The 17,299-nt window shown below is 69.5% G+C and carries 12 protein-coding genes; 4 read left to right on the top strand and 8 right to left on the bottom strand.

Translation table 11 applies throughout. The annotated features are described in order from the left end of the window. Positions 1–103 precede the first annotated feature (103 nt). Positions 104–769 carry a TMEM175 family protein gene (locus tag NE236_RS21500; RefSeq protein ID WP_252843849.1) on the bottom strand — a complete coding sequence of 222 codons (666 nt, stop codon included), beginning with the start codon at positions 767–769 and terminating at the stop codon, positions 104–106. Between the two features lie 140 nt (positions 770–909). Then, positions 910–3,111: a 1,4-alpha-glucan branching protein GlgB gene (gene glgB / locus NE236_RS21495; RefSeq protein ID WP_252843848.1), complete on the bottom strand. Its 2,202-nt coding sequence runs from the start codon at positions 3,109–3,111 to the stop codon at positions 910–912. A 230-nt stretch (positions 3,112–3,341) separates the two neighbouring features. Here glgB and NE236_RS21490 point away from each other — a divergent pair, with 230 nt between their 5' ends. Then, positions 3,342–4,238, top strand: a complete 897-nt coding sequence (locus tag NE236_RS21490; protein WP_252843847.1) for an esterase/lipase family protein — start codon at positions 3,342–3,344, stop codon at positions 4,236–4,238. An 87-nt stretch (positions 4,239–4,325) separates the two neighbouring features. Here NE236_RS21490 and NE236_RS21485 read toward each other — a convergent pair whose 3' ends face one another. Then, positions 4,326–5,129: an AfsR/SARP family transcriptional regulator gene (locus NE236_RS21485; protein ID WP_252843846.1), complete on the bottom strand. Its 804-nt coding sequence runs from the start codon at positions 5,127–5,129 to the stop codon at positions 4,326–4,328. Positions 5,130–5,239: 110 nt separating this feature from the next. Next, positions 5,240–5,998, bottom strand: coding sequence for a GntR family transcriptional regulator (locus NE236_RS21480; protein WP_252843845.1), 759 nt, complete (start codon positions 5,996–5,998; stop codon positions 5,240–5,242). Positions 5,999–6,111: 113 nt separating this feature from the next. On the opposite strand from NE236_RS21480, the gene NE236_RS21475 reads away from it, so the two are divergent. Beyond that, complete coding sequence (locus NE236_RS21475) at positions 6,112–6,330, top strand: hypothetical protein (RefSeq protein ID WP_252843844.1); 219 nt, start codon at positions 6,112–6,114, stop codon at positions 6,328–6,330. Between the two features lie 428 nt (positions 6,331–6,758). On the opposite strand, the gene NE236_RS21470 is transcribed toward NE236_RS21475, so the two are convergent. Genes NE236_RS21470 through NE236_RS21460 form a run of 3 tightly spaced genes read right to left on the bottom strand, consistent with a single transcriptional unit; the run spans position 6,759 to position 11,921 of the window. Beyond that, on the bottom strand, positions 6,759–8,141 hold the full coding sequence (locus NE236_RS21470; RefSeq protein ID WP_308209134.1) for a maltokinase N-terminal cap-like domain-containing protein: 1,383 nt from the start codon (positions 8,139–8,141) through the stop codon (positions 6,759–6,761). A 37-nt stretch (positions 8,142–8,178) separates the two neighbouring features. Next, positions 8,179–9,918 (bottom strand): maltose alpha-D-glucosyltransferase, encoded by a 1,740-nt coding sequence (treS, locus tag NE236_RS21465; protein ID WP_252843843.1) that lies wholly within the window; start codon positions 9,916–9,918, stop codon positions 8,179–8,181. Beyond that, positions 9,915–11,921: an alpha-1,4-glucan--maltose-1-phosphate maltosyltransferase gene (locus tag NE236_RS21460; protein WP_252843842.1), complete on the bottom strand. Its 2,007-nt coding sequence runs from the start codon at positions 11,919–11,921 to the stop codon at positions 9,915–9,917. The genes treS and NE236_RS21460 overlap by 4 nt, the downstream gene beginning before the upstream one ends. Before the next feature lie 462 nt (positions 11,922–12,383). Between NE236_RS21460 and glgP the strand changes: the two genes are divergently transcribed. Together glgP and NE236_RS21450 are read left to right on the top strand one after the other, a co-directional pair. Continuing rightward, entirely contained in the window at positions 12,384–14,981 is a 2,598-nt protein-coding gene (gene glgP / locus NE236_RS21455; RefSeq protein ID WP_252843841.1) for an alpha-glucan family phosphorylase, read from the top strand. A 130-nt stretch (positions 14,982–15,111) separates the two neighbouring features. After that, positions 15,112–15,693 (top strand): HdeD family acid-resistance protein, encoded by a 582-nt coding sequence (locus tag NE236_RS21450; RefSeq protein WP_252843840.1) that lies wholly within the window; start codon positions 15,112–15,114, stop codon positions 15,691–15,693. A gap of 10 nt (positions 15,694–15,703) precedes the next feature. Here the strand turns inward: NE236_RS21450 and NE236_RS21445 are convergent, their stop codons facing one another. After that, positions 15,704–17,077: an FAD-binding oxidoreductase gene (locus tag NE236_RS21445; protein ID WP_252843839.1), complete on the bottom strand. Its 1,374-nt coding sequence runs from the start codon at positions 17,075–17,077 to the stop codon at positions 15,704–15,706. Positions 17,078–17,299 lie beyond the last annotated feature (222 nt).

Here is a 17,299-nt window from a genome sequence, read left to right as displayed (position 1 = left end):
GCAGTGCACCGCCGCACCACAAGCACCATTGCCACATGTGGCCCCACTCACTGCGGCGGCTTGGAACGACGACCGACCGCTCCTGGTCGGCGGGCACGGCGGGTCAGAACCGGTTGAGCGGCCGGATGTTCGGGGCGATCGCCGAGTTGAGCTGCAGGAGCACGACCAGCGCGATGCTCAGGTAGGTGTTGACCACGCACAGCGCGAACGCGGTGGCGTACAGGACCTGGGGGATCACGATCCGGCGCTCGAACGCCCGCTGGAACCCGGGTGTCCGCTCGGTGTCGAGTAGCCCGGCGGCCCGTGCGTACCGGACGCCGGCCAGCAGCAACAGGCCCAGCGCCAGCAGGTTGACCCAGTACACGGCCACGGCGATCCGGAAGGTCATGAACTTCGCCAGCAGGGCGGTGGTGAAGGGAAGGAGGGAGACGCCGAGCAGGAAGGTCAGATGCAGCCAGGTGAAGTTCCGGTCGCTGCCCCGCAGGTGGTTGAACAGCGTCTGCGCGCCGACGTAGAACATCCCCAGCGTCAGGAAGCTCATCAGATACGTGAGCAGGTTGGGCGCGACCTCCCCGAGGAGATGCCACAGCTCGCCCTCGGAGGACAGCGCGTCGCCGCTCCAGAGCGGCCGCTGCCGGTGGATCACCCTTGCCGCCGGTACGTGCAGATCCAGCACGAGCAACGTGAGCACGATCGCGAACACGCCGTCGTTCAGGGCCGACAGACGTTCCAGGCTCGCGCCCGCGACGCGGTGGTACAGCGACGTCACCGGTCACCGTCCGGCCACGGGGGCGTAACGGGCAGGGATGCTCCCGGCGAGGGCGGCGGACACCGGTGATCATCGAACATCGCCCCATCATGGCGGCGTCGCCGCCCTCCTCACAACGGCCTTTTCGGGAGGAAGAAGGGTCACTCCAGGGCGAGCCAGACGGCGCCGAGCGGGGGGACCCGGAGGCGAGCCGAGGCCGGCAGTCCGTGGCTGGGCTCGTCGACCGCCTCGACCTGACCGAGGTTGCCGACGCCGCTGCCGCCGTAGTCGTACGCGTCGGTGTTGACCACCTCGCGCCAGCGTCCCGCGCGCGGCAGGCCGAGCCGGTAGTCCTCGTGGGGCAGGCCGGAGAAGTTGACGACGCACGCGAGCGGCGAACCGTCGGGGGCGTAGCGGAGGAAGGAGATGACGTTGCCCGCGACGTCGTCCGCGGCGATCCAGCGGAAGCCCTCCGGGTCGGCGTCCATCGTCCACAACTGGGGTGAGGCCGTGTAGGCGCGGTTCATGTCGCGGACCAGCCGCCGTACGCCGACGTGGTAGTTGTTCTCGGCCTCGTCCAGCAGCCACCAGTCGAGGGAACGGGACTCGGCCCATTCGGCGCCCTGGCCGAACTCCTGCCCCATGAACAGCAGCTGCTTGCCCGGATGCGCCCACATGAACGCCAGCAGCGTCCGGAGGTTCGCGAACCGCTGCCACTCGTCACCGGGCATCTTGCCCAGCAGGGAGCCCTTGCCGTGCACGACCTCGTCGTGCGACAGCGGCAGCACGTAGTTCTCCGAGTAGGCGTACACCATCGAGAACGTGATCTCGTGGTGGTGGTAGCCGCGGTAGAGCGGGTCGCGCTGGAGGTAGGCCAGCGTGTCGTGCATCCAGCCCATGTTCCACTTGAACCCGAAGCCGAGCCCGCCCAGGTGGGTGGGGCGCGAGACGCCGGGCCAGGCGGTGGACTCCTCGGCGATCGTCATGATGCCGGGGGAGCGCTTGTAGACGGTGGCGTTCATCTCCTTGAGGAAGTCGATCGCCTCGAGGTTCTCCCGGCCGCCGTAGATGTTCGGTGTCCACTCGCCCTCGGCGCGGGAGTAGTCGAGGTAGAGCATCGAGGCCACGGCGTCCACGCGCAGCCCGTCGATGTGGAACTCCTCCAGCCAGTAGTTGGCGTTGGCGACGAGGAAGTTGCGGACCTCCGCGCGGCCGAAGTCGAAGATGAGGGTGCCCCAGTCCTTCTGCTCGCCCCTGCGCGGGTCGGCGTGCTCGTACAGCGGCGTGCCGTCGAAGCGGGCGAGGGCCCATTCGTCCTTGGGGAAATGGCCCGGGACCCAGTCGATGATGACGCCGATGCCGGCCTGGTGAAACCGGTCCACGAGGTGGCGGAAGTCGTCGGGGTTCCCGAAGCGCGACGTGGGGGCGTAATAGGACGTGACCTGGTAGCCCCACGAGCCCCCGAACGGGTGCTCGGACACCGGCAGGAACTCCACGTGCGTGAAGCCCATGTCGGTGACGTAGCCGACCAGCTGGTCGGCGAGCTCCCGGTAGCCCAGGTGCGCGCGCCACGAGCCGAGGTGCACCTCGTACGTGCTCACCGGCGAGTGCAGCGCGTCGTACGACTTGCGGCGTGTCATCCATTCGTCGTCCTCCCACTCGTAGGAGGACGTGAAGACCGTGGACGCGGTGGCGGGCGGCTTCTCGGCGTACCGCGCCATCGGGTCGGCCTTGCGCCGCCAGACCCGGTCGGCGCCGAGGATCTCGAACTTGTAGTTCGTGCCGTCGCCGATCCCCGGGATGAACAGCTCCCAGACGCCCGTGGAGCCGAGCGAGCGCATCGGGTGCGCCCGGCCGTCCCAGTGGTTGACGTCGCCGATGACCCGGACCCCGCGGGCGTTCGGGGCCCAGACCGCGAAGGACGTGCCGGACACCGTGCCGAAGACGGAGGCGTACGTGCGGGTGTGCGCGCCCAGGACCTTCCAGAGCTCCTCGTGGCGGCCCTCGCCGATCAGGTGGAGGTCGAGCTCGCCGAGGCTCGGCAGGTGCCGGTACGGGTCGTCCTGCAGGAGCTCGGGCCCGTCGTCGTAGGCGACCGCGAGCCGGTAGTCCGGCACCGCCTGGGGCTCCCCGCCGGCCAGGGTGGCGCCGGCCGGCAGCGTGACCGCGAAGACGCCTTCGTGCACGTGACGCATCGGGTGCCGGGCACCGCCGGAGAGGACCACCTCCACGCTCGAGGCCAGCGGCCGCAACGCCCGCACGGTGACGCCGTCACGCCCCGGATGGGCGCCGAGCACGCTGTGGGGGTCGTGGTGATCTCCGCCGATCAACCGGTCGATCTCATCGTGGGTGACCCGCGCCATGACGCTCCTCAGGTGGTTCTCGTGTGCCACGTCTTCCTAAGCCTGCCCGACCACCGGTGACTAATCCTCCGGCGGGGTCGGATCTCCACCCGGCCGCCGCCCCGTGGGCGGCCTGGCTCTGTATCCGGACTGTACGGCCAATGTATGAGCCCCGGCCATGATCGCCGCGCGAGCGCGGAGACAGCCGCCATACCGGACGCGGCTGCGCATGGCCGGAGGTAGTGGCGTAGATGCGACGAATCATGCGGGGCCTGACCGCGGCGGCTGCCGCCGGAACGCTGCTCGCGGGGACCCAGGGAGTCGCGAGCGCCGCCACGCCGCCGCGGAACAACAGCAGGAACGAGGCGGTGTACTTCGTCCACGGCAGCGACCTCGTGCACAGCGACGTCAATGGCGGCGGCGACGACTGCACGTCGGCCTGGGGAGCCGCGCAGTCCGCCATGCGCAAGAAGGGCTGGACCGGGGACTTCGTCACGTGGGGCTACTACAAAGGGGACACCCACTGCACCCGAAAGTTCGACGGCGACCTGAACAGCAGGATCCAGGAGCTCGGCCGCCGGCTCGCCTGGGACATCTACGACCACTACTCCAAGTACGGCAAGTCGGTCGACGTGGTCGCGCACTCGATGGGCGGCCTGGTGGTCCGCGCGGCCATCACCGGGGTCCGCAGGTACGGCGCGGCGTCCGACCACGCGTGGCCGAAGTACCTGTACATCGAGGACGTCGCGACGCTCAGCACCCCGTTCACCGGGACCAACTGGGCCACGACCTGCACGGTCGCCTACCGCTGGAAACAGTGCAGCGACATGCGCCCCGGCAGCGGCTTCCTCAAGTGGTCGGGGCAGAACCCCCAGTCCGACCAGGGCACCGACTGGACGCTGATCGGCGCCAGTGACGATGACATGGTCACCAGTGGCGCGGCCACCGGGATGGACGCCAAGCACAAGGTCATCTACGCCTCCGGTCAGGCACTGGAGCACGGCGCGCTCCCGCACAAGGGCCCGGAGATGACCGGCTGGAAGATGAGGTACTCCCACGACAACGGGAAGACCTGGAAGAGCACCACGAACGGTGCCGGCCCGATCGGCCTCATCGGCAACGCCCTCTACTACTGGTCGGCCTCCTGACGGGAGACCGGCCGGGTGCCGAGGGCCTCTTGCCGGCGCCCGGCTCGGGCCGGCCTTCGTCGACCGAACGCCCCGCCCGTCAGGGCGTCATCCCGCCTCGAGGAGGCTCTCGGCGCCGCACCTTCCGTGGCACGGCGACGGGTCGTCCCGGCCGTCGAAGTCACCCCGCAGCATCCGGTCGTACAGCCGGCGCAGGTCGCCACCCGGCTCGACGCCCAGCTCGTCGATCAGCCTCAGGCGCAGCACGTGGTAGACGGTGAAGGCGTCGGCCTGGCGGCCCGAGCGGTACAGCGCCAGCATGAGCTGCGCGTGGAGCCGCTCGTGCAGCGGCTGCTCGACCATCAGCCGCCGCAGCTCACCGATCAGCTCCGCGTGCCGGCCGAGCGCGAGCCAGGCGTCCCCGAGCTGGACCGCGGCTCTGAGGCGTTGCTCGGTGAGCCGGAGGACCTCCGCGGTCAGCGCCCCCCACGGCGGAACGTCCTCGCACACCTCGCCCCGCCACAGGGCCAGGGCATGGACGAGGGCCTCCGCCGCGCGTTGCGTCTCACCGCGGCGCAGCGCCGCGTCCCCCTCACGGGCGAGGGCGGTGAACTCCAGGGCGTCCACCTCGGCCGGTCCGACGGAGAGCAGGTAGCCGCCCGCCCTCGTCTCCAGCCGGGACGCGGCGGAACCGAGGAATCCCCGCAGTTCACGGACGTACGTGCGGATGTTGGCGACCCCGGATGCCGGCGGGCCGGCCGGCCACAGCGCCGCGGCCAGCGAGTCCAGCCGTACGAGGCTGCCCGGTCGCAGGAGCAGCGCGGTGAGGAGCGTGCGGTGCTTGGAAGCCCGGACGTATGTGGTTCGGCCGTCGGCCCGCAACTCCAGCTGGCCCAGGATGTTGAAACGCATGGCGCCTCCCCGCTTCACTCGAATGACTGTCGCGGTTCGCCGCCGAGGTCGGCTAGAGACCGGGGTCCTAATAATGGGGTGCGCTTCGTGGGTCCGGGGTACTAGTCGGTTCACAGATCGATGGAGTAGTCGAGGATGACGCGGTCCGCGGGCAGGACGATGTCGTGGCATACCTCGAGGACCCGGTCCCCGGAGAACATGCGGCGGGTGATGGCCAGCACGGGGACGCCGGGGGCCATGCGCAACGTGTCGGCCTCCTCCGGGGTGGGCATCCGCGACCGCACCGACTCCTCCACCCGGGTGGCCGGATGTCCCAGGTAGGCGAGCTGGGCGGGCGTGCCGCCCGGCCACGGCTCACGGTCCGGGTCGGACACCGGCGTCCCGGCCACCAGGCTCCAGGGCAGGTAGTTGGTGGAGATCTGCTGGGGTTCGCCGCGCGCCCAGAACACGAAGTAGCGGCGCAGCAGTAAGGCTCCCGGCTCCACCTCGAACAGCGCGGCAAGGTCCTTGTCGGCGCGCCGCCGGGAGTAGGACCGGTCCAGACGGTAGTCGCGCCAGGTGATGTGGTGGTCGACGGTGAATGAGGTGGCGGGAACCGCGCCGGGGTCCGTCTCGACGCGGTAGCGCTCCATGGCCAGCCGCCGTGCCGGCGGGCGACCGCGCACGAGCGTGCCGCCGCCCCGGCGCGTCTCGATGAGTCCCTCCGTGCGCAGGAGGGTGAAGGCGTTGCGGACGACGATCTCCGAGACGCCGTGCAGTTCGCACAGCCGGCTGATGGTGGGCAGCCGCGATCCGGGCGGGTACGTGCCGTCGCGGATGAGCTCGCGGAGTTCGCCGGCGATGCGGACGTAAGCGGGGAGGATCGCCACCTTGCCTCCTCATAGCCATACAGAGACGTTCCGCTTACGGGCGGGTTGACACCTTCACGTATCAGACCCACTTTCGTATACAGAAGGCGGTGTTTCCAGCGCGAAGGGGCAAAATGGCGGATTTCGCCGTTGTCAAGGCCACATTAGAGACCGACTTTCCCGACTGGGTCGTCTGGCGCAGCGACGCGGGCCACTGGTACGCGACCCGGTCGGGGAGCCTCACCGACCAGCAGATACAGGCCGGTCACGCGATGACCGTGGCCGCCGAGGCGCCGGAGACGCTCCGGCTCCTGCTCGCCGAACAGGAACATCCCGGCGAGGGCGCGGGATGACGGGTCACCCCGTAGGGTTTCCACCCGACCGAAACCCTACGGGGTGACCCGCATATCCAGAAATGAAGGTGCGGTACCGCAAATCTCGATGCAGGCGTACCTTACGGTCGCCTTTTCTCCGCGATTCAGCTGTCCTTGCGAGGAGCCCCGGGCATTTGGCCCCCGGGCCGCGCGGCGGTCCGGTAGCCTCCTCACATCCGTTCGCGAGCCTGCAAGGCACGAACCGGCTTGCCGGGGATACGGCTCAGATGGTGCTGACCGGACGGATGTCGCCGGGGGATTCCCCGGCGTGGGGCCCTGTCAACGGTCCCGCGCTGCACACATGTGGCGGATGTGACTCCGGACGCGGCAGCCAGTCGCGCCGGAGAGCATGAATCGGTGTGGCCGACTGAGCCAACAAGCTCGGTCGTTCACGGCCGAGAAGTTGGCTAGGTCAGGTAGCCCGATTCGGGGCGGGTGCTGAGGGCGGCGATGGAGTCGAGCGGGATCGGCAGCCAGGAGGGCCGGTTGCGCGCCTCGTACAGGACCTCGTAGACGGCCTTGTCGAACTCGAACGCGCGCAGGACGACCTCGTGCGAGGCCGGGTCGATGCCACCCGCCTCGGCGTAGCCGCGGCAGAAGGCGGCCCGGTTGCGGTCGGCCCACTCCTGGGCGCGGAACTCCAGCTGGTCGCGGTCGCCGCCCATGACCTGCCCGTTGACCAGCAGGTGACGGGCCGCGTAGTCGAACGAGCGCAGCATCCCCGCGACGTCGCGCAGCGGGTGGGCGCGCGCTCGGCGCTCCTCCAGGGGCTTGGCGGGCTCGCCCTCGAAGTCGAGCAGCATCCAGCCGGAGTCGGTGCGCATCACCTGGCCGAGGTGGTAGTCCCCGTGCACACGCTGCACGACCAAGGGGGCGTCCAGCTCGGCCAGCGCGTCGAAGGCGTCGGTGAGCCGCCCGGCGTACGGCGTGAGCTGTGGGACGGCGGCGCAGGTCTCGTCGAGGCGGGCGCCCATCTGTTCGGAGACCGCGCGTACCTCCGCGGGCATCATCTCGCCGGTGCCGAATGCGCCGGCCAGGTCGCGGTGGACCTCGGCGGTCGCGGCGCCGAGCCGTTCGGACTCACCGGCGAAGTCGCCGCCGACCTCGTCGGCGCGCAGGTCGGCCTCGGCGTACAGGTCGCGGACGCTGGTGCCCGCCAGTTGCCAGCCGTCGGTCCCACTGCGCAGGAACTCCGACATCATCGCGAGCGTGGACAGCGTGCCGTCGAGGTCGCTGGAGAACCAGCCGTACAGCTCCGGGACGTGCTTGCTGCCGGCCCGCACCAGGCCGAGGCTGAGTTCGAGGTCGGGGTTGATGCCGGGTGTGAGCCGGCGGAACAGCTTGCAGATGTAGGCGTCGCCGTAGATCAGGGAGGTGTTGCTCTGCTCGGCGGGGCTGGCGAAGCTGTCGAGTTCGGTGTCGATGCCGGTGATCGAGCGGAACGCCAGGGGGCCGACGTCGACGTTGCCGGCCATGTTCTCCAGCCAGGCCCGGGTCAGCTCGGGGTCGTGCACGGCGTCGTACAGGTGTGTCTCGTCGTCGAGCTGCCCGATCGCGGCGTACTCCAATCGGCCGGGCAGCTCGCTGCGCACTCCCAGGGGCACCTGGTAACGGTCGGTGCCCCCGTCCTGGTGCACGGCGATGACGACATGGTGCAGCGCGGGGTCACCCTCGACCAGTTCCGTGTCGGACAGGACCGAGATCCCGTTGATCCCTCGATCCTTGCCCGCGAACCAGCGCTGGCGCGGAAGCCAGTCCATCAACAGGTCGTCGAGTCGTTCCAGCCGCACTGACTATGTCACCTCGCCTGTGCCTCCTGTGTCGGCGTCATGGCTGTTCGCCATCACCCCCGGGGTTCGGGGACAGGAGGAACCAGTAGAAACCATGCCCAGGAAGTGTCAGAAGATACGGGAGCTCCCCAATTGGGGGGAATTGCACCCCTCCCATGCACTCGACGGGGTTGACACCCTTGAATCGCCGCAGGTCGAGCTCGACCGGCTGGGGGAAGCGCGAGAGGTTGTTGACGCACAGCACGCGGTCCTCTCCGTACTCCCGCACGAACGCCAGCACGCTGGGGTTCGAGGCGGTCAGCTCGGTGTAGTCGCCGACGCCGAAGACCGGGTGCCGCTTGCGGATCTCGATCATCTTGCGCGTCCAGTGCAGCAGCGACCCGGTGTTGTTCTGCTGCGACTCGATGTTGATCGCCTGGTATCCGTAGATCGGATCCATGATGACCGGCAGGTAGAGCCGGGCCGGGTCGCACGCCGAGAAGCCGGCGTTGCGGTCCGGGGTCCACTGCATGGGCGTACGCACGCCGTCGCGGTCGCCGAGCCAGATGTTGTCGCCCATGCCGATCTCGTCACCGTAGTAGATGACGGGCGAACCGGGCAGTGACATCAGCAGGGCGGTGAACAGCTCCAGCTGGTTGCGGTCGTTGTCCAGGAGCGGCGCCAGGCGCCGGCGGATGCCGATGTTGGCCTTCATCCGCGGGTCCTTGGCGTACTCGGAGTACATGTAGTCGCGCTCTTCGTCCGTCACCATCTCGAGCGTGAGCTCGTCGTGGTTGCGCAGGAAGATGCTCCACTGGGCGTTCTCCGGGATCTTCGGCGTCTGCGCCATGATCTCGGAGATGGGGTAGCGCTGCTCCCGGCGCACCGCCATGAAGATGCGCGGCATGACCGGGAAGTGGAACGCCATGTGGCACTCGTCGCCACCCGTCGCCGGGTCGCCGAAGTACTCCACGACGTCGGCGGGCCACTGGTTCGCCTCGGCCAGCAGCACCCGGTCGGGGTACAGCCGGTCGACCTCCTTGCGGACCTTTTTCAGGTAGTCGTGGGTCTCTTTGAGGTTCTCGCAGTTGGTGCCCTCGCGCTCGTACAGGTAGGGCACGGCGTCCAGGCGGAACCCGTCGATGCCGAGGTCCAGCCAGAACCGCAGGACCTCCAGCATGGCCTCCTGAACCGCGGGGTTGTCGAAGTTCAGATCGGGCTGGTGGTTGAAGAAACGGTGCCAGTAGTACTGGCCGCGCACCGGGTCGTACGTCCAGTTCGACGTCTCGGTGTCGACGAAGATGATCCGGGCGTCCTTGTAGCTGTCGTCCGTGTCGGACCACACGTAGAAGTCGCCGAACGGCCCGTCCGGGTCCTCCTGGGACGCCTTGAACCACGGGTGCTGGTCGCTGGTGTGGTTCATGACCAGGTCGGCGATGACGCGGATGCCGCGCTTGTGCGCCTCGTCCACGAGCTCCACGAAGTCGCCGAGATCGCCGAACTCGGGGAGGATCTTCATGAAGTCGCTGATGTCGTACCCGCCGTCGCGCAGCGGCGACTGGTAGATCGGCAGCAGCCAGATGCAGTCGATGCCGAGCCACTGCAGATAGTCGAGTTTCTGGGTGAGTCCCCGGATGTCACCCGTGCCGTCGCCGGTGGAATCGTAGAAACCCCGGATCAGCACCTCGTAGAACACGGCGTGCTTGTACCAACGAGGCTCGTTCGGAGCCTCACGCGTGAACGTGTCGGGAACCGGCTCAACGGGGCCGACTCCGGACAGGGGATCGAGCTGGGTCAACTCTCGCCTCTCGAGACCGTGAAGATGTGGGCAGGCCGGGTGTGGGGGTCCAGGCGCACGTAGTTCGCCTGCCGCCAGGGGTACGACTCGCCGGACAGCTCGTCGGTGACGACGAACTCGTCTTCCCAGTCGAGGCCGAGCGCGGGCAGGTCGAGGTGAACGGTCGCCTCGCGAACCTGATGTGGATTGAGATTCACGACGACCAGCACGACGTCTCCGAGGCGGTCGGGGCTGTCCGACACGCGTTTGGAGTAGCAGATCAGCTCGGGCTGGTCGACATGATGGAATCTAAGATTACGCAGCCTGCGCAACGCAAGGTGCGTTCTTCGCAGAGAGTTGAGCTTTCCGATGAAGGGCGCCAGGCTGCGCCCCTCGCGTTCGGCCGCCTCCCAGTCCCGCGGCCGGTACTGGAACTTCTCCGAGTCGCGGTACTCCTCGCTGCCCGGCCGGACCGGGGTGTTCTCATACAGCTCGTAACCCGAGTACACCCCCCACGTCGGCGACAGCGTCGACGCGAGCACCGCGCGGATCCTGAACGCCGGTGGCCCGCCGTGCTGGAGGTACTCGTGGAGGATGTCGGGCGTGTTGACGAAGAAGTTGGGCCGCATGTAGGCCGCGGCCCCGCCCGACAGCTCCCGGAGGTACTCCTCCAGTTCGTCCTTGCTGTTGCGCCACGTGAAGTAGGTGTACGACTGGTGGAAGCCGATCTTGCCGAGCGTGTGCATCATCGCCGGCCGCGTGAACGCCTCGGCGAGGAACAGCACGTCCGGGTCGGTCGCGGCGATGGACGCCAGCAGCCGCTCCCAGAACGCCACCGGCTTGGTGTGCGGGTTGTCCACCCGGAAGATCCGCACCCCGTGGTCCATCCAGTGCCGGACGACCCGCTCGACCTCCTCGTAGATGCCCTCGGGGTCGTTGTCGAAGTTGACCGGGTAGATGTCCTGGTACTTCTTCGGCGGGTTCTCCGCGAAGGCGATCGTGCCGTCGGCGCGCGTGGTGAACCACTCGGGGTGCTTGGCGACCCACGGGTGGTCGGGCGAGCACTGCAGGGCCAGGTCGAGTGCGACCTCCATGCCGAGCTCGCGGGTGCGGGCGACGAACGCGTCGAAGTCGTCGATCGTTCCAAGCTCGGGGTGGACCGCGTCGTGGCCGCCCTCCTCCGAGCCGATCGCCCAGGGTGAGCCGGGGTCGTGCGGCTCGGCGTGCAGCGTGTTGTTCGGGCCCTTGCGGAACTGCCGGCCGATCGGGTGGATGGGCGGCAGGTAGACGACGTCGAAGGCCATCTCGGCGATGGCGGGGAGCCGCTTCATCGCCGTTCGGAACGTTCCCGACTGCGGTGCCCGGCGACCCATCGGGTCGTACGTCGCGCCCTCCGACCGGGGGAAGAACTCGTACCAGGAGCCGAACAGCGCCCGCTCGCGCTGCACGACCAGCGGATGCCACGCCGACGTGGTCACGTGATCGCGCAGCGGGTGCGCGTCGAGGACCTCGCGCACCTCCGGGGCATCGGCCGCCTCGAACCGCGCCATCGGCGGGATCGTCCTGTCCCGGAGCGTACGGGCGAGGGTGGTCAGCACCGCCCGCTTCTTCGGCACGCCGGCGGTCTTCTTCGGCAGGCCGGCCGCGGCGCGCTCGAACAGCCGGGCGCCCTCCTCGAGCATCAGCTCGGTGTCCTGGCCGCGGGGGATCTTGATGGCCGCGTCGTGGTGCCAGTGTGCGATCGGGTCGCCCCACGCCTCGACGCGGAAGTGCCACAGCCCGGTGGTGGTCGCCGCCACCCGCGCGGTGTGCCGGTCGGTGCCGGGGGTGACCTCGGACATGCGGACGAGAGGCCCGGCTCGGCCCTCCGGATCCCGCAGGACGACGCCGGCGCCGAGTTGCTCGTGGCCCTCGCGGAACACGGTGGCGCCGACCTCGAAGTCCTCATCGGGAACGGCCTTGGCGGGCCAGTGTCCGCAGTCGATCACTGGCTGCACGTCGAGGATGGGAATGCGTCCGATCATCGCAGGCGAGCGTACAGACGCGGGTACGCGATCACCCTGATCTTCGGAAAGAAACGATCTTTCTTGAGGGTGGCTGTCGCCGGGTTGGGTGGGGGTGCTCGGCGAGGGTTGGCGCATAACGTCTCCGTTGCCGGTATCCGGTTGGTGAAACGGGGTGTTTGTCGCGTTCTGGTGGTGACAGTGCCGCCGCGTCCGACGCCGCACGCACCGGCGCTCCGTCCGCGCTCGGATTCTTGCATCGCGTCGGGTGGGGCGTCCTGCACGACGCGTATCCGGATGACCTCGCTCGGAGACGTGGGAGGCACCCTCGCCGCGCTTCCGGTTCCATCCTCGCACTCGGGGACCGAATTCGCATTTCCGGCCTGGCTGGGGGGCTCTCGGGGCCAAACAGAGATCAAGATGTCGGTCGCTGAGCGGGTTCCGGTCGCGAGCACCGGCCCGGACCGATTAGTGTCGCCGCACGTGAAGGCGATCCGCAGATTCACCGTACGCTCCGTTCTGCCCGAGCCGCTGCAGCCGCTCGAGGAGCTCGTTCTCAACCTGCGCTGGTCATGGCATCCGGAGACACTCGACCTGTTCGAGTCGGTCGATCCGGACCTGTGGGAGGCGACCCGGCACGACCCGGTCCGGCTCCTCGGGGAGGTATCGCCCGAGCGGCTGGCCGCGCTCACCGGTGACCGGCGCTTCCTGCGTGCTCTCGGCGACGCCGTCGAGGACCTCCGGGAGTACGTCACCGCACCGCGCTGGTACCAGGCACTGTCCGACGCTCCCTCGGCGATCGCCTACTTCTCCCCGGAGTACGGCATCACCGCGGCGCTCCCCCAATACTCCGGTGGCCTGGGGATTCTCGCCGGCGATCACCTCAAGACCGCCAGCGATCTCGGCGTGCCGATCGTCGGGGTAGGACTCCTGTACCGCCACGGTTACTTCTCCCAGTCCCTCTCGCCCGACGGCTGGCAACTCGAGCGCTACCCGCCGATCGACCCGGCCGGGCTTCCCCTGACGCTCCTGCGCGAGACCGACGGCACCCCCGCGCGGGTCGGCGTCGACCTCCCCGAGGGCCGGTCCCTGTGGGCGCAGGTCTGGGTGGCCCAGGTCGGCCGCGTGCCGCTGCTCCTCCTCGACTCCGACGTCGAGGAGAACGACCCGGCCGCCCGTGACGTCACCGACCGCCTCTACGGCGGCGGCACCGACCACCGCCTGCTCCAGGAGATGCTGCTCGGCATCGGCGGCGTCCGCGCGATCCGCGCCTACTCCCGGATCACCGGGCACGCCGCCCCGGAGGTCTTCCACACCAACGAGGGCCACGCCGGCTTCCTCGGCCTCGAGCGGATCCGCGAGTACATCGACGAGCAGGGCCTGTCCTTCGACGAGGCGCTCGAGGCGACCCGCTCGGGCACGGTCTTCACCACCCACACCCCCGTCCCGGCCGGCATCGACCGGTTCCCCCGCGAGCTGATCGAGCGGACGTTCGGCGGCTCCAACGAGGACAACGGCCTGCCCGCCGAGCGCATCCTCGCCCTCGGCGCCGAGACGTACGAGGACGGCGACCCCTCCGTCTTCAACATGGCCGTGATGGGCATGCGCCTGGCCCAGCGCGTCAACGGCGTCTCCGAGCTGCACGGCAAGGTCAGCCGGGAGATGTTCGGCGGCCTGTGGCCCGGGTTCGACACCGACGCGGTGCCCATCGGCTCGATCACCAACGGCGTCCACGCGTCGACGTGGGTGGCTCCCGAGGTCATCGACCTCGCCCGGCGTGAGCTGCCCGACGTCGTCGAGCTCGGCCGCGGCTGGGAGGGCGTGGAGCGGGTCTCCGCGTCCGAGATCTGGCGCATTCGCCGTACGCTCCGCGCGCGCCTCGTCGAGGACGCCCGGCGTCGGCTGCGGGAGTCCTGGCGGCAGCGCGGCGCGAGCGAGGCCGAGCTGTCCTGGATCGACGACGCGCTCGACCCGGACGTGCTGACGATCGGCTTCGCCCGGCGCGTGCCGTCGTACAAGCGGCTCACCCTGATGCTGCGCGACCCCGAGCGGCTCAAGGCGATCCTGCTCGACCCCGAGCGGCCGGTGCAGATCATCATCGCCGGCAAGGCGCACCCCGCCGACGAGGGCGGCAAGCGGCTGATCCAGGACATCGTCCGGTTCACCGACGACCCCGCCGTCCGGCACCGCATCGTCTTCCTGCCGGACTACGACATGGCGCTCGGGCAGTCGCTCGTCCAGGGCTGCGACGTCTGGATGAACAACCCGCTGCGCCCGCTGGAGGCCTGCGGCACCTCCGGCATGAAGGTGGCCCTCAACGGCGGGCTGAACCTCTCCATCCGCGACGGCTGGTGGGACGAGTGGTTCGACGGCAACAACGGCTGGGCGATCCCGTCCGCCGACCGCGCCGCTGACCCCGACCGCCGCGACGACATCGAGGCGCAGGCCCTCTACGAGCTGGTCGAGGACCACGTCGCCGCGCTGTTCTACGACCGCGCGGGCGACGACCTGCCCCGCCGCTGGCTGGAGATGGTCAAGCACACGCTGGCCTCCCTCGGCCCGAAGGTGCTCGCCGGGCGCATGGTCCGCGACTACGTCGTCGACCTGTACGCCCCGGCCGCGGTCTCGGCGCGACGGCTGTCCGCCGACGGCAACGCCGCCGCGAAGGCGCTCGCCGCCTGGAAGCACCGCGTGGTCAAGGCCTGGCCGTCCGTCGTGGTCGAGCACGTCGAGTCCACGGGAGCGGGGGAGAGCCCGCATCTGGGCGCCCGGCTGACCGTGCGGGCCACGGTCCAGCTCGGTGAGCTGAACCCGGAGGACGTCGCGGTCGAGGTGGCGTACGGCAGGGTCGACGAAAGCGACTCCCTGGTCGACCCGTCCTACCTGGAGCTCAACCAGGCCGAGGACCTCGGCGAAGGCCGATGGCGCTTCGCCGGCGAGGTCCCCCTCGACCGGACCGGCGCGTTCGGGTACAGCGTGCGCGTGGTGCCCCGGCACGACCTGCTGGCCTCCCGCGCGGAGACCGGCCTGATCGCCCTGCCGCCGGCGCCGATCGGCATGACCAACGGCGACCTGCGCTGAACGCCGCGAACGTCCCCGGATCAGCCTGATCCGGGGACGTTCGTCCCAGCCGGTGGGACCTTTTCCGGGCGTCCCGCCGCAAAGAGGGGGGCAGGACGCCCTGCGACCTATTCGTTCGCAGGAGGTCCTCATGCTGCTGGACCATGTCGCCCGTTACTGGTGGCTCCTCGCGTTGCGCGGGGCGCTCGCGGTTCTCTTCGGAGTGATGGCCGTGATCTGGCCGGGCATCACGCTTCTCGTCCTGGCCGTCGTCTTCGGGGCCTACGCCCTCGTCGATGGGATCTTCGCCGTCGTCGGCGCCTTCCGCGCTCCTCGGGGCGGCCGGTCGCCGCTCGTCTTCGAAGCCGCCGTCGGGATCATCTTCGGGTTGATCGCGCTCTTGTGGCCCGGCATCACCGTCCTGGCCATCGCCATCCTCGTCGGCCTCTGGGCCATCATCAGGGGCGTCGGCGAGATCGTCACCGCGATTCAGCTGCGCAAGGAGATCCACGGCGAGTGGATGTACGTCCTGTTCGGCCTGGTATCGGTGCTCTTCGGACTTCTGGTGCTGTTCTCCCCGGTCTCCGGCGTCCTCGCGGTGGCCTGGCTGATCGGCTTCTCCGCGATCGTGTTCGGCGCGTCGATGATCGCAGCGGGTTTCCGGCTGCGGAAACTCCGCGGTGGTCACCGTCCCGGCGTCGCCCCGGGCGGTGCCGCGCCGTCACCCGTCTGAGCCGCTCGCGTCATCCGGCCGGCGGGATGTTCTGGTTGACGTGGAACAGGTTGCCGGGGTCGTACGACTTCTTGATCAGCGCCAGCCGAGCGTAGTTGTCACGGTAGTCGTCCCGGATGTGGTCGCGATCGTCCTCGGCCATGAAGTTGATGTAGCCGCCGGTGGCCGAGTGCGGCCGTAGCGCCTCGTAGTAGTTCCGCACCCAGGCGATGTTGTCCCGGTTCGCCGCCGGATCGGGCCACATGCCGGCGATCACGGTGGCGAACGTCATGTCGCGACCGGCGAACGCGGTGGCGCCCGCGGGCACGCGGTGGCAGGCACCGTTGATCGGGTAGACGTGCACCGTGGAGTTCACCGCGGGCAGCCGCGGGCCGTGTTCGAGATGGGCCGCGATCGCGCCGTCGGTCAGCTCCGTCGCGAACGACGTCTTCCAGTAGTGCTGCAGACCGGGCGGGACCAGCGCGTCGAGCGCGCTGTTGAGCATGGGGTACGGCATCGGCGTGACCAACTCGGCGACCGTGGGCGCGGCCGTGCGGATCGGCTCCAGCGCCCGCTCACCCCGCTCCAGGGGCCCGGACCAGCACGCGACGAAGGCGCAGAGGGGCTTGCCCTGCTCGGACTCGGGGATGAACGGCAGCGGCGGCGCGATCTGGAAGGCAGGGAAGCCGCCCAGTTCCTCCGGTGCCTCCCTGATGTGGTCCCGGTAGAACTCCAGCACGTCGCGTGCGCGGTCGAGGGGAAAGAAGAAGATCCCCGCGAAGACGTCCCGGACGGGATGCAGCCGGTACTCGAAGGACGTCACCACGCCGAAGTTCCCGCCTCCGCCGCGCAGCGCCCAGAAGAGGTCCTCGTTCTCCTTCTCGGTGGCCACGAGGAAGCGCCCGTCGGCGGTGACGACGTCCGCCGAGATCAGGTTGTCGATCGACAGGCCGCAGCCGCGGCTGAGGTAGCCGATGCCGCCGCCGAGCGTCAGCCCGCCGATCCCCGTCGTGGAGATGATCCCACCCGTCGTGGCCAGGCCGAACGCGTACGTCGCGTGGTTGAAGTCGCCCCACGTGCATCCGCCGTCGGCGCGGGCCGTGCGGGTGCGCGGATCGACGCGGACGCCGCGCATCGGCGACAGGTCGAGCACCACGCCGCCGTCATTCGTGCCATACCCCGGCACACTGTGCGAACCGCCGCGCACCGACAGGTCGAGGTCGTTCTCGCGGGCGAAATCCACGGTGGCCATGGCATCGCCCGCGTCGACGCACCGCACGATGACGAGCGGCCGGCGGTCGATCATGGCGTTGTACACCCGGCGCGCCGGGTCGTACCCGGCGTCGTCCGCGGTGATCACCCGGCCGCGTACGCGTTCCCGCAGACTTTCGATCGGCTGTCCCATGGCGCCCCCCTCGGCCACGGGGGAGGCGCAGTCCGGTCGGCCGACGAGCGTCGACGTGTCCCCCCAGGTCAGCCCTACCCCCGATGATCCGGGATGAGACCCGGATACCGGCCCAGGGGGCGGATACACCGCCGAGCCGGAGCGTGGACCCAGTGCCCGGTGCGGTCATCGCCGGCCGACGCGGGTGTGCGCGCCCGGTGGAGGGCGGTGTGTGCGGAACGC

The organism is Actinoallomurus purpureus, from assembly GCF_024055795.1.
In the GTDB taxonomy this organism is placed as follows: Bacteria; Actinomycetota; Actinomycetes; order Streptosporangiales; family Streptosporangiaceae; genus Actinoallomurus; species Actinoallomurus purpureus.
The sequence above is the reverse complement of the archived record's forward strand: the minus strand, read 5'-3'. Positions and strand labels throughout refer to the sequence as shown.

Excerpts from the sequence above, each read along its gene's own strand:
- NE236_RS21485 (WP_252843846.1), bottom strand. The coding sequence starts at position 5,129 with ATGCGTTTCAACATCCTGGGCCAGCTGGAGTTGCGGGCCGACGGCCGA.
- NE236_RS21490 (WP_252843847.1), top strand. The coding sequence starts at position 3,342 with ATGCGACGAATCATGCGGGGCCTGACCGCGGCGGCTGCCGCCGGAACG.
- NE236_RS21445 (WP_252843839.1), bottom strand. The coding sequence starts at position 17,077 with ATGGGACAGCCGATCGAAAGTCTGCGGGAACGCGTACGCGGCCGGGTG.
- NE236_RS21475 (WP_252843844.1), top strand. The coding sequence starts at position 6,112 with ATGGCGGATTTCGCCGTTGTCAAGGCCACATTAGAGACCGACTTTCCC.
- NE236_RS21460 (WP_252843842.1), bottom strand. The coding sequence starts at position 11,921 with ATGATCGGACGCATTCCCATCCTCGACGTGCAGCCAGTGATCGACTGC.
- glgB (WP_252843848.1), bottom strand. The coding sequence starts at position 3,111 with ATGGCGCGGGTCACCCACGATGAGATCGACCGGTTGATCGGCGGAGAT.
- NE236_RS21450 (WP_252843840.1), top strand. The coding sequence starts at position 15,112 with ATGCTGCTGGACCATGTCGCCCGTTACTGGTGGCTCCTCGCGTTGCGC.